We start from the raw sequence: 15,515 nt of genomic DNA on the forward strand, positions 1-15,515 counted from the left end.
GTATGATCGATGAGACGGAGCCAAAAGTAATGACAATGGTGGCAGTTGACAAGCTGCGGACAAGATAATAATTTGTAAATTGCCATCGGGTTGATACTTCATATCAAAAAATATCAAATTACCGTTTGCAAATTAAATTTTATCAACCTATATTTGCACCTCTAAAATAAAGAAAAGAATAACAAAGCTATACGATGGCAAATCATAAATCATCCTTAAAAAGAATCAGGTCAAACGCTGCGAAGCGTCTGCGTAATAGGTATCAGGCAAAAACCACCAGAAACGCTATTAAAAAATTAAGAGGTACTACAGTTAAAGCTGATGCTACCCCTTTATTAACTAAAGTGATCTCTATGTTAGATCGTTTGGCTAAAAAGAATGTTATTCACAAAAACAAAGCTTCGAACAATAAATCAAAGCTTACCAAATTTGTTAATGGCTTAAGCTAATCGCTTAATCAAAATATACAAAAGGGATATTGCGCAAGCAGTATCCCTTTTTTTGTTTGCTTGAGTTTTTCTATTTTAGATGCATGGGTTTACGCTTAACGCAAATAGAACGACCTTTTTTCATTAAAATAAAGCCTAAAGCAGGTGCCCGGAAGTGGCTCCGTAACCAGCGCGACAGGTATATCAGAAGGATTCCTTTGTCGGAAGCGCCTTTTACAAAATACAAGGGGTGGGAATATTAAATTTTCCTTTATTTTAGGCTGATAAAACCTAACCTCCGTTGGAAGAATATCATAACAAGATCAGCATTAAATCATGGGCCGAGGAAGACCGTCCGCGCGAAAAACTAAGCGGTCAGGGTAGGCGCGCGCTAACTGATGCGGAGCTTATTGCTATACTCATTGGCAGCGGCAGCCGCAACGAAAGCGCTGTGGAGCTGAGCAAACGCATCCTCCATCATTATGATAACGATCTAAACAGGCTGGGAAAAGCTTCTATAAGCGAATTGAGTAAGTTTAAAGGTATTGGTGAGGCTAAGGCGATATCCATTATCGCCGCGCTGGAGATTGGCCGCAGAAGAGGTGATACCGAAGTTGCTGTGCCGGATGAGGTGAAAAGCAGCCGCGACGGATACAACATTATGCGGCGACATCTGATGGACCTTAACCACGAGGAGTTTTGGATAATGCTGATAGGCAGGTCTAATAAAGTATTGGCTAAAGAACTGGTAAGCAAGGGTGGCCTGAGCGGCACTGTTGCCGACCCTAAAATTATATTCCACATGGCGCTGCAGCATCAGGCCAGCGCCCTTATTATGGTACACAACCACCCATCGGGCAACTTGAAGCCCAGCAGGGACGACCTTGTGCTTACCAAAAAAATCGCCGATGCCGGCCGCATGCTGGATATCAACGTACTGGATCACCTTATCATTACCGATAGCGGTTATTTTAGTTTTGGCGATGAGGGGTTGTTATGATGTTAGATTGTAGCAACTTATTAACTTGCCCGCCAAATGTTGTTTATTGAAAACAACCAGACGTGCGCAACGTTCTAATATAACACATAAAAGCCACAAACTATGATAAACCAACCCGAAGAACAAGACGATATGCTGCAACAGGATGATCAGTTGAGCCAAACCGAGAACGACGATCAAATGAGCCAGCAAGACCTTCACAGCAATGGATTCGATGAAACTAACGAACCTATTGGCGAAACCGATGAAACCGACCAGGCTAACCAGGCTTATGAGGCAGCAGAGCCATCATACACTCTAAACCTTGGAGATGACGACACATCTACCGACGACGACGAATAGCCGTTAATTAGCACAAACACTATACGCGCCATTGCGGGTTACGAGCAACCTTAACAACTATGCATATCAATGCGGTTAAAAGGGGAAATGCTTTGTATCTGGCAATGGCACGTTTGTTTTATACAATTGCACACAGCGATTATTAATGTTACAATCTACTGTAAATTGTAAATCCAAAATCGTACGCCGAAACGCCTTTTACCTTTCTGCCTAAATTGTATCTTTGCCGGTATAATGAAGATATCGTACAATTGGCTTAAAGAATTCATTGCGACGGATAAAACTCCGGAAGAATTATCTAAAATACTTACCGGAACCGGCCTGGAGGTAGAGAGCCTGGATAAGGTTCAGGCTATTCCGGGCGGGCTCGAGGGGCTTATCATAGGCTACGTGCTGGAGTGTGTAGATCATCCCAATAGCGACCACCTGCACGTTACTAAAGTTGATGTAGGCGGCGTTGAGCCATTGCAGATAGTTTGTGGCGCGCATAACGTTGCTGCCGGCCAAAAGGTTGTGGTTGCAACTGTAGGCACTACTATCTACCCAACCGTGGGCGAGCCTTTTAAGATAGGTAAGTCAAAGATAAGGGGAGAAGTATCTGAAGGGATGATCTGCGCGGAAGACGAGATTGGCCTGGGTACCGACCATGCCGGCATTATGGTGCTAGATGCAGATACCGTAGTAGGCACGCCCGCCAAAGACTATTTTAAACTGAACGATGATTACCTGTACGAGATAGGCCTTACCCCCAACCGTGCCGATGCAGCATCGCACCTGGGTACGGCGCGCGATATTGCCGCTTTCCTGAAGATTGGCATTACCCGACCGGATGTATCGGCATTTAAGGTTGATAATACCGACGGGCAAATAGAAGTTGTGGTAGAGAACGAGCAATCGGCACCAAGATATTCGGGTTTAACCATCACAGGTATTGAGGTTAAAGAGTCACCGGCCTGGTTAAAAGAGCGTTTAGCCGTTATCGGTGTACGCAGCATCAATAACGTGGTTGATGTTACTAATTACGTACTGCATGAACTGGGACAGCCGTTGCATGCATTTGACGCGGCGGCCATAGCGGGTAATAAAGTTATTGTTAAGAATGTTGCTGAGGGCACTATCTTCAAAACCCTTGATGATGCTGACCGTAAGCTGCATGCCGACGACCTGATGATATGCAATGCTGAGGAGCCCATGTGTATTGCCGGCGTGTTTGGCGGTGCAAAAAGCGGCGTAAGTGAAGCTACAACGGCTATTTTCCTGGAGAGTGCGTATTTTAACGCTGTATCGGTGCGTAAAACATCAAAAAGGTTTGGGTTGAAGACAGATGCTTCGTTTCGGTTTGAGCGCGGTACCGACCCGGATATGACTGTGTTTGCACTTAAGCGTGCAGCGTTGCTGATACAGGAAGTGGCCGGTGGTAAGGTATCGTCAGATATCTTTGACCATTACCCGGTACCCGTTGCACCTTTTAATGTGGAGGTAAGCTACAGCAATATCGACAGGCTGATTGGCAAGGCCATTGGTAATGATACAGTCAAAGGTATTATTCAGGCATTGGATATAGAGATTGTGAACGAAACTGCTGAAGGCCTGTCCCTTAAAGTACCCCCATATCGTGTGGATGTAACCCGGGAAGTGGATGTGGTAGAAGAAATATTGCGCATTTACGGATATAACAATATTGAGATCCCGGTACAGATCAGGGCATCGCTCAACACCTCTAACAGGCCCGAACGTGATACCGTTCAGAATTTGATTTCAGATCTGTTAACTGCTAACGGCTTTAACGAGATCATGGGCAACTCGCTTACCAAATCGAGCTACTCTGATGATGTTGAACATGCGGTTAAAATACTGAACCCATTGAGCAGCGATCTGGATGTGATGCGGCAAAGTATGCTGTTCTCGGGTTTAGAAGCTGTGGCTTATAATCAAAACCGCCGGGTGGCAGATCTGAAGCTGTATGAATTCGGTAAAATTTATAGTTTTATAGATGAGAAGTACATTGAGGCACAGCGTTTCAGCATCTTTTTGACCGGCGCAAACTCGGGCGAGCAGTGGAACCGCAAGCAAGCCCCGACCAGTTTTTACAACCTCAAGGCAATTGTTGACGGGATCCTTAAAAAACTGAATATTACAGACTTTACGCTTGAAGATACCGCCGCAAATAATCTTGCCTACGGCCTGCAATATGTGCGCGGCAATAAAGTGCTGGTTACTTTAGGCTCGGTAGCGCCTGCGGCTTTAAAAAAGGCTGACGTGGATAAGGAAGTGTTCTACGCCGACTTTAACTTCGACATGATACTGAACCTGGTGCGGAAAAATGTGATCGTTTATCAGGAGGTGAGCAAATTCCCGGCAGTGCGGAGGGATTTAAGCATGCTGATAGACCGGTTGGTATCATTTGGCCAGTTGAAGCAGATAGCCACGCGGACTGACAAAAAACTGCTGAAAGAAGTAAACGTATTTGACGTTTACCAGGGTGATAAATTGCCTGCCGGAAAAAAATCATACGCGCTAAGCTTTATATTGCAGGACACCGAGAAAACTTTAACCGATAAAGCGATTGATACCCTGATGCAAAAATTAATTTATAATTTAGGCAAGGAAGCAGGAGCGGAGATCAGGAAATAATTAGTGAGTAGTTGGTTGAGTAAACAGTTATAAGCTAAAAAACTATTCATCCAATCAACCCAATCAACCAATAACCAAAAATGGCCTCAGTAGCAGAACAATTAAGTAAAGTTGTAGAAAAAACGGAGCAGTTGATAGAGCTTTGTGCTGCTTTGCAGGAAGAGAATGACCTGCTTAAATTGGAAAGCGAGGCGTTAAATGTGGCTTTAAAGGCCAGCACTAATAAATCAAAAGACCTGGAGGAGAAGCTTCGTGTATTGAAACTGGCGAAGTCTTTTTCAGAAACAAATGAAAAAAGTGTTGACATTAAGCAAAAAATTAACGACTTTGTGCAGGAAATAGATAAGTGTATTGTATTGCTTAAAAAGTAGTACAGAAAGTGAAAAGCTCAAATGGGAGAAATCTCAATAAAAATAAACATTGCTGACAGAGTTTACCCCTTAAAGGTAAACATGGAAGAAGAGGAAATAATAAGAAGGGCAGCTAAGCTGATCAACGACCGTATAAAAGAATATCAGGAAAATTACGCGGTTAGGGATAAACAGGATTTGCTTTCAATGTGTGTGCTGCATTACGCAACATCATCATTAAAGGCAGATAAAAAAGTTACCACGGATGATACCGAGGTGGCAGAGAAGGTTTACCAGTTGGATCATTTGCTGAACGATTTTTTTTCGAAACAATAACGTTCTTTAAAAAATAGGTTAAAAGTTAAAAGTGTAGAATAAAAAGTGATAAAAGCTTTTGACTTTAAACTTTCAGCTTTTGACTCAAAACGAGCCAGTTTAAGATTTAACCGCAGTTAAATTTTAAGTTTCACTATTAAAAACTTAATGCTTCAATATCTACGGATCAAAGAGGCATGCGTTGATCGTGTATTTAACGGTAACCCGTGATTCACAACATCCTTAGAGAAGTTTTTACAATACATGACACTTAAAAGTTTAGTTGCGGTTTTTTTATTATATATAACCTAAATAAGAATGAACACTATATTATACATTATCATCGGGCTGCTAATGGGCATCCCGACGGGAATAGTCATAGGGCGTTTCCTGCTTCGCAAGCTGTTTAAAGACCAGGAAATAAACGCTCAGAATAAAGTTAAAAAGATTTTAAAAGACGCTGAGAACAATGCCGAGATTCTTAAAAAGAACCGCCAGTTAGAAGCTAAAGAGAAATTTTTACAGTTAAAAGCCGAGCATGAGCAGGAAGTTAACGCTAAAAACAACGTGCTTAATCAGCGCGAAAACGGTATAAAACAGAAAGAGCAATCATACAACCAGAAGCTGGATAATCTTACCCGTAAAGAAAACGAGCTGGATAACGCCCGCAAAAAACTCGAATCGCAAACAGATATCCTGATCAAGAAACAGGAAGAAGTTGAAATTTTAAAGAACCAGCACGTACAGCAGTTAGAAACAATTGCAGGCCTGAGTGCCGAAGATGCCAAGAACCAACTGGTAGACAACCTGCGCGAAGAGGCCCGCAGTAAAGCGATGGCGCAGATAAAAGACATTGTTGACGAAGCCAAATTAACCGCAACCAAAGAAGCCAAAAAGATCGTTATTCAAACCATACAACGTACCGCTACCGAAAGTGCTATCGAAAATACGGTGTCGATCTTTAATATCGAAAATGACGAGATCAAGGGCCGCATCATTGGCCGCGAGGGTCGTAATATCCGTGCGCTGGAAGCCGCAACCGGTATTGAAATTATTGTGGATGATACCCCGGAAGCCATTATCCTTTCAGGGTTTGACCCTGTACGCAGGGAAATTGCCCGCTTGGCAATGCACCGCCTGGTGACGGACGGACGTATACACCCTGCGCGTATAGAAGAGGTTGTTGCCAAAACCAAAAAGCAAATTGAAGAAGAAATTGTTGAGATAGGTGAGCGTACTGTGATCGATCTGGGTATAAACGGTTTACACCCGGAACTGATCAGGATGGTAGGACGTATGCGTTACCGATCATCGTACGGCCAAAACCTGCTGCAACACTCGCGTGAGGTTGCTAACTTCTGCGCTACCATGGCGGCAGAGCTGGGCCTTAACGTTAAACTGGCTAAACGTGCAGGTCTGTTGCATGATATTGGTAAAGTACCTGATGATAACCCCGAACTGCCTCACGCTATTTTGGGTATGCAGCTTGCTGAAAAATATAAGGAACATCCGGAAGTGTGCAATGCCATTGGCGCCCACCATGATGAGGTGGAAATGACATCAATGCTATCACCGATCATACAGGTTTGTGACGCCATATCAGGGGCAAGGCCGGGTGCACGCCGCGAGGTGGTAGAAAGTTACATCAAACGCTTGAAAGAGCTGGAGGAGCTTGCTTTATCATATCCGGGTGTCGAGAAAACATTTGCTATCCAGGCGGGCCGCGAACTTCGCGTTGTGGTAGAGAGTGAAAAGATCTCTGATGCGCAAAGCGAAGTGCTTGCAGCAGATATATCCAACCGTATTCAAACAGAAATGACCTACCCGGGCCAAATAAAAGTTACCGTTATCAGGGAAACCCGTTCGGTAGCGTTTGCAAAATAATTAAGCTTAAATTTGAGCCCTCTCTGTAAACGGAGAGGGCTTTTTTGTTTTATGGCAAAGCAACATTCAAGTACTAGTAAAAGAACTATTCCGGTAAAGGAAAACCTGCGCCCTGTCGAGGTTTATTTTAACCGGTTAAACAAAAGCCATCAGCACCCAACCAACAGGCTGCTGCACTTTATTTGCGTACCATTAATGCTATTCGGCTTATTGGCCATTACCTGGGCTATACCGTTCCCTTATATAAAATTTTTAGGTCAGTATAACGGCTTTTTAAACTGGGCCTCATTTATAATCGCCTTTAGTGTTTACTATACCTTAAAGTCATCGCCAAATCTTTCATACACTTTGCTGTTGGTACTGTTTGGCTTAAGCTACGGGGTTTCTAAATTAGCCGAATGGCAATTAGCCGGCGGCCCTCCGCTGATTTGGGTAGGCACCGCTATTTTTGCCTTATCATGGCTTGGCCAATATATCGGTGGTAAAATCGAAGGAAACGGGTCATCTTTTGATGATGACAAAAAGCTTGTATTATACACTCCCATTTGGGTGCTGCACTTTTTAGCTAAAAGAATAGGATTGAAGTATTAACCCTTGTCCAGACTTTTTCAGGTACGTAAAAGCGACTAAATCCGTTAAAACCCGGTTACAGGTTCTTCCCTACTTTCTCCAATATATCAGCCGGTACTTTCTCCAGGTCTAAGACCAGAAAACCATCCAGGCAATCGGCAAATTTAGGGTCGATGTTAAAGCTGATGATCTTTGCATTCAATTGAATGTACTGGCGTAGCAGCACGGGCACCTTCATGTTATGGGTTTCCACATCAGATATCAGGTTATCCAGGCCTTTAAAGGTGTCCTCACTTGCCGATCTTAACAGGTCGGTGTCAATGTTCTCAAAATTTACCTTAAACTTTTTACGGGGTTTAACGTACTGCGCCAGCTCATGGTCAAAGTGGTTACGATTAATATAATCTACAATAAGCGATTTAGAAAACTGGGAGAACGAGTTGCTAATGCTCACCGGGCCTATCAGATACCGGTAACGCGGGTTATCCATCAAAAATTTAAGGATGCCCTTCCATAACAAAAAGAGGGGCAACGGTTTGGTCTGATATTCCTTGCGGATGAATGAGCGTCCCAGTTCAAGGCTCTTTTTCAATATCGGCGTAAACTGCTCTTTGATCTTGAATAGCTCGTTTATATAAAAGCCCTTTTTGCCAACGCTGTAAAAGATCTCATCGCCCAAGCCAATGCGATAAGCCCCAACAATTAGTTTGGCTTCCTGGTCCCAGATGAATAGATGGTGATAGTAAATATCGTAGCCATCTAAATCGGTCGCTTTATTGGTGCCTTCGCCAACCTCACGGAAGGTGATCTCCCTAAGCCTGCCAATCTCGCGGATAACGTTCGGGATGAGGTTAGTAGGAGTGATAAATACCTCATAGTTCTTCTCGGTCCAAACCTTATAATGTTCGCGCAGCGGTTCAATTTCTCTTTCCAGTTTATCTACCGGCGTTTCGTTAACAATAGCTTCAGGCAGGCTGTTAACCTTGAACAGGTTGCGTGGATTAAAGATCTTTTTCTCTTCTTCTAAACCGGCACCTAAAGCGTAGGTTTTGGCGCGCAGATAATTAAGCAGCTTAACACTGTTGTTATTATCCGGAATATCGGCCACCTTAATGGGCTTACCAATACGCAGTTTAATGGTATGCCCCTGTTTGTTAAATAATTCCGACGGCAGCTTGGCAGTGCGCAATGCAGGCGAAATCATGCTAAGCAAATTAAATAGCAGGCCGTTATTACCATGAAAATATATAGGCACAACAGGCACTTTAGATTTAGCGATGATCTTACCCACTACAGGGTGCCAAAGGCGGTCTGTAACCTCTTTTTTCTCCAGTTTAAACGTAGATACCTCCCCGGCAGGGAAAATGCCTATAGGCGTGCCGTTTGCCAATAGTTCCAATGTGTTTTTTAAGCCGCTGATGCTGGATGAATGCTCCACATTTTCAAATGGGTTTACTGCAATAAAATAATCGGCAAGGTTAGGTATCTTTTTCAGCAGAAAGTTAGCCATCAGTTTGGCATCTGGCCTAACGGTACACAATATCTTCAACAATATCATCCCCTCAATGCCACCATACGGATGATTGGCAATGGCAATGAAAGCGCCATCTTTGGGTATGTTCTTTAATTCGCGTTCGTCAAAATCTATTTCTATCCCGCAGCCTTCTAAAATAGCATCTACAAAGTCGGGGCCTTCTTTGGGTTGTGCCTGGGCAAACAGGTCGTTCACCTGGTTTATCTTCATTAATTCCATCAGGAGAGAAGCCAGTCCGGGCATTTTTAACGCATCAAGCTTGGTGGCTTTAGCAAACTCTTCGGTGGTGATAACTTTCATGGAGGTGTAACAGAATAAATTTGTTGTAAATTATTTAATTTAACCCTTATTTAGGCCACAATATGAAAGCGCACGTTAAAAATTACCTTTCCTTAACTAAAAGGGACTGGAACGGTATCACCGTGCTGCTTGTATTGATAGCTGTAACTTTGGCAGCGCCTTACGTTTATCAATGGTTTAGCAAAGATAACACAATTAACATTAACGAATTTAACACCGCTATAACACAACTTAACAAAAGCGGATATTTCAAACAATCAAAAGACAGCCCGAGCCAAGTAAATGTTGCATTAGCTAAATTTGACCCTAACACCACCACGCCAAAACGGTGGCAGGAACTGGGCTTAAGCGAACGCCAGGCTCATACAATAACCAATTATATTGCCAAAGGCGGGAGCTTCCGCAAGGCGACTGATTTGAAAAAAATCTATGGAGTTACGCCTGCCGATTATCAGCGCCTGGCGCCGTACATCACCATTAATGCCGAAGTGGAAAAGCGGCCGGTTGTGGTTGAATTAAACTCTTCCGACTCGTCCGCTTTAACCCTGGTAAATGGGATTGGGGGCGCATTTGCCAACCGCATCATCAATTACCGCGAAAGGCTTGGCGGCTATGTAAACAAAGAACAGCTAAAGGAAGTGTTTGGGATGGACGAGCTTAAATACCGCGAGATAGCGCCACAGGTAAAGGTTAACCCGGCGAGGATTCGTAAGATAGCGATTAACAGCATTACTTTTGATAAGCTAAGGCTGATGCCCTACCTGAACTATAAGCAGGTTAATGCCATAATTTAATACCGCAAACAACACGGCGATTACGCGTCAATGGACAACCTGCGGGATATCGCCATTATTGACGAGCCAGTTTTACGAAAACTTGAACCTTACATAATTTTTAAATGATACAACAGCAAATAAAAGACGCTATCCGCGATATCCATGATTTCCCCAAGCCTGGCATTATTTTCAAAGACATTACTCCGATACTAAAAGATCCGGTTTTGTGCGAAGAAATAAGCCAGGCCTTCTTAGAACGGTTGAAAGGGGCACAGATAGACGCGATTGCCGGAATAGAGAGCAGAGGATTTCTGTTTGGTCTTACGCTGGCAACTAAGCTGGGGGTACCTTTTATCCCCGTCCGCAAGGCCGGCAAGCTGCCGCATAAAGTTAACCAGAAAGTTTATGAACTGGAATATGGTACCGCTACAATCGAGATCCATGCTGATGCTTTTACTCCCGGCGACAGGATCATGATTCACGATGATCTTTTGGCCACCGGTGGCACCGTTACAGCAACCAGTGAACTGATCCGGGAAATGGGCGGCACCGTGGCCGGCTTTAGCTTTGTAGTGGGATTAGGTTTTTTAAACGGTGTTAAAAAAATAGCGCCGATAAGTGAAAATATCATCATTCTTGCCAATTATTAAGTTTATTGCGTCTTAATTACCATATAAATAAAACTTCAAAAACCCGCTGATTGACCAAATCAGCGGGTTTTTTGTTATAAAAATTCTATAAGCTGTGCAAACGCTGCGTGGTACCGCAAATCTGTTATAATTTCACGTTCCGGAAAGTGACTAACAACTACGCTCCGTAGTTGAGTGAACTGAATTCACTTAACATCATTGATAAACCGTTTTAAAATAATGAAGATAATCAACCGTTGTGTGGCGTTAGCTGCACTATTTGCCGTATGTGTACAAACATCATCGGCACAAAATCCCATCAGGCAGGCAGGTAACGTTAAAAGTGTCACCATAGATAACCAAACGGTTGATATCGGTACCGATGGCGCGTTTATCCGTGTAACGGTCTACAGCCCTAACATTATCAGGGTGCGGATGGATAAACAAAAACTGTCAGACGATTTTTCATATGCGGTAATCTCTAAACCGGTTGCCACAAAGGTGAGCATCACCCAAAACGATAATGAGATCAACATCAACACCGATTCGTTGAAGGTAAATATTCGCAAAAGCCCTTATAATATTACCTTCAGCAATTTAGCAGGTGAGGTAATTAACCAGGATGAGCCGGGCTTGAGCACCTCATGGGTGAACGAAAGCGTTACCACTTACAAAAAAATGCAGGAGGGCGAACACTTTATTGGCCTGGGTGAAAAAACCGGCGGTTTGGACCGTAAAGGCAACGCATACACCAACTGGAACAGCGATACCTACGCTTATTCAACCAGTCAGGACCCGATTTACAGTACCATTCCTTTTTATATCGGCGTGCACCATAAAGTTAATTACGGGATATTTTTTGATAACACCTGGCAAAGCGATTTCAACTTTGGTGCAAGCAACGACAGATTTGCATCTTTCGGAGCCAAGGGCGGCGAGATGAATTACTATTTTATAGCGCACACCAAAGTTGCCGATATCATCAGATCATACAGCAGTTTAACCGGTTTAATGAAAATGCCGCCGCTTTGGAGTTTGGGATATCAGCAAAACCGCTATAGTTACTATCCGGAAAGTGAAGTAATGCGGATAGCCAGCACCCTGCGCGAAAAGAAAATTCCTGCGGATGGTATTACGCTGGATATTCATTACATGGATAAATACAAAGTATTTAGCTGGGATAAAGAGCGTTTTCCCGATCCTGCAGGAATGATAAAAAAACTAAAGGATATGGCCTTTAAGGTGACACTGATTGTTGACCCGGGTATTAAGGCTGAGAAAGGTTACGGTGTTTATGATCGTGGTTTAAAGGAAGATATTTTTGCCAAGTACCCTGATGGTACCAACTACACCGGGCAGGTTTGGCCGGGCTGGTGTAACTTTCCGGATTTTACCAATCCTAAAGGGCGCAGCTGGTGGGGCGGTGAATTGAAAAAATACGCCGACGAAGGCGTAAGCGGTATCTGGAACGATATGAACGAGTTTAGCACCTGGGGCCAGAAAGCACCGGATAATATCCTGTTTAATTTTGAAGGGAAAACAGCATCGCACCCACAGATACATAATGTTTATGGCCTACAAATGATCCGCTCCAGCTATGAAGGGTACAAAGCAGCCCGCGATAACAAAAGGCCGTTCATTTTAACGCGGTCGGGATATGCAGGCTTGCAACGCTATGCAGCCATGTGGACAGGTGATAACCGTGCTGAAGACAGCCACATGCTTTTAGGTGTCAGGCTGATGAATAGCCTTGGGCTGAGCGGCGTACCGTTTACCGGCATGGATGTGGGTGGTTTTACTGGTGGGGCATCGCCATCGCTATACGCCCGCTGGATGCAAATAGGGGCATTTAATCCATATTTTCGTAATCATACCGGTATCAACTCTAAATCATCTGAGCCATGGGCTTATGGCGAAGAAGTGTTAGAGATAACCCGCAATTACATCAACCTGCGGTACCGTTTGCTGCCGTATTTATATTCAACATTTTACGAAGCCAGCCAGACAGGTAAACCGGTTATGCGCTCGCTCACCATCGATTATACACATGATGAGAATGTATATAATGGCTTGTACGAAAACCAATATATGTTTGGGCATGCATTTTTGGTGTTTCCATTTGATGGGGTAACTTCATTCGGCAAGTTGTATTTTCCGGCTGGCAAATGGTATAATTTATACAATGGTAAAATGCAACAGGGCAACAGCAAAATAGGGTTGGACCTTGTAATTTCTCAACTGCCTGTATTTGTAAAGGAAAGCAGCATTATACCGATGCAAACGCAGATCCAGAACACTACCGAGAAGCCTTCAGACACTCTGTTTGTACATGTTTACAAAGGCGATGTTAATAACAAATTTGTTTACTATGAAGATGACGGCGAAACATTTGATTACGAAAAAGGCGAATACTTCAAAAAAATGATCACCTATGATGCTGCTAAGAAAACCATCTATTTTGGCAAAGCGGAAGGTTCGGGAAAATCGAAGTTTGGCATGGTTAAAATAGTGCTGCACGGGTTTGATGGGGCACAGGTTAAGCTTAACGGAAAAGCAACCAACGTAAAGGATGATTTTCAGGCGTTAATGGTGCCTATATCCCGTTTCGACCCTACCGGATTGTCTAACCCATTGGAAGGCGAAAAGATCCGGAGTCTGATTTTTAAAAACCTAAACGACCAGTTTACCATCAGCTATTAGTGTAACTTAACAGATACATTTAAGAGCCTGCACCGTTGTGCTGCATGCTTTTTTGTTGCACTTAGTGTAAACATTTGCACTAACGCCACCGGTTTCGGAGCCAAAAAATTATCAAAAATGAATTGTTAATTAATAGGTTGCTAACAGTCTTCAACTAAAAATCGGCATTGGATGCCATTATAGCAAAAACGATTAAACGCGCCGTAATATGTAATACGTTTAATTTTTAGTTATTAACTTTAATGTCGTTTTGTAAGCCAACTGTATGCGGATAATTTTACGGATAGTTTTAACGCTGCTAATTGCGCACCCCGTAATGCTATTAGCAGGGACGGATAGCCTTTTAAGCGCCCTTAAAACAGAAATAAGCCGTAAAGACCTCTATGAAAACGGGAAGCAGGCGCGCATTAAAACCCTTAAACAATTACAGCATTCATTATCACGCAATAATTACGGCGCGCAATATGATGTAAGCCTTAAACTGTACGACGAATATAAATCCTACCAGTACGATTCTGCCTATGTTTATGTAAACAAGCTTAAAGACCTTAGTGTAAGCATGAACGATATGTCGCGCGCTTACTACAGTCAGATCAAGCTGGGCTTTATCCTGCTATCATCGGGCATGTTTAAAGAAACGTTCGATTGCATGAACAGGGTAAATCCTAAACTGCTTAACGATTCGATGAAGGTTGAGTACTATTTTATTATGTATCGTTGTAACAGCGACCTGGCCAAATATAATAGCGACAAATATTTCACTCCAGATTACATTCGTAAAGGGAACGCTTATATCGATTCAGCTATCATGCTCAGCAAGCCCGGTTCGGTAGATCAGATCTATTATTTAGGTTTAAAGCATGTCGCAGCCAATGATAACCAAAGTGGTTCTGAAGAGTTGAATAAGCTCATCAAGCCTAATGCACCTATCTCTATGCACCTCCGGGCAATGATCAGTTGCTCATTAGGGCAAATATACCTGAACTCTAACAGGCAGGAGGAAGGTGTGAATTTATTGATCGCGTCGGCCATAGCCGATATTAAGTCATCAACAAAAGAAACCGTTGCGCTTTTTACCCTTGCCGAGCAGCTTTATAAAACGGGCAACATTAAAGACGCCTACAACTTTATACAATTGGCCAAAGCCGACGCTGATTTTTACGGAGCCAGGCAGCGCAAGATACAGATAGGTGCCATATTGCCCTTAGTGGCCGCAGAAGAGTTAAACCATTCCGAAAAAGAAAAGCACACCATATTGATGTACCTTTTGGCTATTACCGGGTTGGCATCACTTGTTATTTTGTTTTTAATAATGATATACAAGCAGTTAGACAAGCTTAAACATAAAGAGCGTATCATTGAAGATCAAAACCTGCAATTAAAGGACATTAACTACAAACTGGAAGAAGATGCACATATTAAGGAAGAGTACATCGGGCAGTTTTTTAAGATCATATCGGGATATATCCTGAAATTGGAGAAGTTGAAAATGTCGGTAGATACCAAGCTTTCTATCAAAAAGTACGATGACATAAGGCAAATTATCAATACGCTCAACATCAAAAAGGAGCGAGAAGCGCTATACTATAGCTTTGATCACATCTTTTTAAAGATCTTTCCCAACTTTATACCAACTTTCAATTCACTGTTCGAAGAAAAAGACCAGATATGGCCACAGGAACATGAAGTGCTGAATACCGATCTGCGGATCTTCGCCCTTATACGTATGGGCATAAACGATAATGAAACTATTGCCAAGATACTGGAGTACTCGGTCAATACGATATATGTATACAAAATGAGGATCAAAGCAAAATCTAAAAATCCCGAGCAGTTTGAGCAAAGGATCATGGATATTAAAGCGGTTGATTCCATTGCCTGAGATTACGAGATCAACTGTTTCCACTGAAGTTTTATAAACTATTTAACAGCTATTTTGCGGCGTATTTGAGGAGAAAGACATTAAAAAAGTTTATATTTTTTAGGTGTAATCTGTTTTTAATATATTGATAATCAATTATATAATATTGATATTTGTTATATATTTTTAAAA

13 protein-coding genes are annotated in these 15,515 nt (G+C 42.8%); 12 read left to right on the forward strand and 1 reads right to left on the reverse strand.

What is annotated here, in order from left to right:
- Positions 1-194: 194 nt before the first annotated feature.
- The 8 genes from rpsT to ACE5CV_RS11390 all read left to right on the forward strand — a co-directional run bounded on the left by rpsT (position 195) and on the right by ACE5CV_RS11390 (position 7,544).
- Positions 195-449, forward strand: a complete 255-nt coding sequence (rpsT, locus tag ACE5CV_RS11355; protein WP_374950292.1) for a 30S ribosomal protein S20 — start codon at positions 195-197, stop codon at positions 447-449.
- 280 nt (positions 450-729) lie between these two features.
- Entirely contained in the window at positions 730-1,428 is a 699-nt protein-coding gene (gene radC / locus ACE5CV_RS11360) for a DNA repair protein RadC (protein WP_374950293.1), read from the forward strand.
- A gap of 102 nt (positions 1,429-1,530) precedes the next feature.
- Entirely contained in the window at positions 1,531-1,770 is a 240-nt protein-coding gene (locus ACE5CV_RS11365) for a hypothetical protein (protein ID WP_374950294.1), read from the forward strand.
- A gap of 234 nt (positions 1,771-2,004) precedes the next feature.
- A complete protein-coding gene (pheT, locus tag ACE5CV_RS11370; protein WP_374950295.1) occupies positions 2,005-4,404 on the forward strand; it encodes a phenylalanine--tRNA ligase subunit beta in 2,400 nt (799 codons plus the stop codon).
- An 80-nt stretch (positions 4,405-4,484) separates the two neighbouring features.
- Complete coding sequence (locus ACE5CV_RS11375; protein WP_374950296.1) at positions 4,485-4,775, forward strand: hypothetical protein; 291 nt, start codon at positions 4,485-4,487, stop codon at positions 4,773-4,775.
- Between the two features lie 21 nt (positions 4,776-4,796).
- Positions 4,797-5,090, forward strand: coding sequence for a cell division protein ZapA (locus ACE5CV_RS11380; RefSeq protein ID WP_121246295.1), 294 nt, complete (start codon positions 4,797-4,799; stop codon positions 5,088-5,090).
- 297 nt (positions 5,091-5,387) lie between these two features.
- Positions 5,388-6,953, forward strand: a complete 1,566-nt coding sequence (gene rny / locus ACE5CV_RS11385; protein ID WP_374950297.1) for a ribonuclease Y — start codon at positions 5,388-5,390, stop codon at positions 6,951-6,953.
- Between the two features lie 51 nt (positions 6,954-7,004).
- Positions 7,005-7,544, forward strand: a complete 540-nt coding sequence (locus tag ACE5CV_RS11390) for a DUF962 domain-containing protein (protein WP_374950298.1) — start codon at positions 7,005-7,007, stop codon at positions 7,542-7,544.
- A gap of 55 nt (positions 7,545-7,599) precedes the next feature.
- Here ACE5CV_RS11390 and ACE5CV_RS11395 read toward each other — a convergent pair whose 3' ends face one another.
- On the reverse strand, positions 7,600-9,357 hold the full coding sequence (locus tag ACE5CV_RS11395; RefSeq protein WP_374950299.1) for a lysophospholipid acyltransferase family protein: 1,758 nt from the start codon (positions 9,355-9,357) through the stop codon (positions 7,600-7,602).
- 62 nt (positions 9,358-9,419) lie between these two features.
- On the opposite strand from ACE5CV_RS11395, the gene ACE5CV_RS11400 reads away from it, so the two are divergent.
- The 4 genes from ACE5CV_RS11400 (at position 9,420) to ACE5CV_RS11415 (ending at position 15,344) form a co-directional block, all read left to right on the forward strand.
- Positions 9,420-10,151 (forward strand): helix-hairpin-helix domain-containing protein, encoded by a 732-nt coding sequence (locus tag ACE5CV_RS11400; RefSeq protein ID WP_374950300.1) that lies wholly within the window; start codon positions 9,420-9,422, stop codon positions 10,149-10,151.
- A 104-nt stretch (positions 10,152-10,255) separates the two neighbouring features.
- Entirely contained in the window at positions 10,256-10,783 is a 528-nt protein-coding gene (locus ACE5CV_RS11405) for an adenine phosphoribosyltransferase (RefSeq protein WP_374950301.1), read from the forward strand.
- 219 nt (positions 10,784-11,002) lie between these two features.
- Positions 11,003-13,462, forward strand: a complete 2,460-nt coding sequence (locus ACE5CV_RS11410) for a glycoside hydrolase family 31 protein (RefSeq protein WP_374950302.1) — start codon at positions 11,003-11,005, stop codon at positions 13,460-13,462.
- A gap of 265 nt (positions 13,463-13,727) precedes the next feature.
- Positions 13,728-15,344 (forward strand): DUF6377 domain-containing protein, encoded by a 1,617-nt coding sequence (locus ACE5CV_RS11415; protein WP_374950303.1) that lies wholly within the window; start codon positions 13,728-13,730, stop codon positions 15,342-15,344.
- The last annotated feature ends 171 nt before the right edge of the window (positions 15,345-15,515 follow it).

It is taken from the genome of Mucilaginibacter sp. (assembly GCF_964263795.1).
GTDB lineage: Bacteria > Bacteroidota > Bacteroidia > Sphingobacteriales > Sphingobacteriaceae > Mucilaginibacter.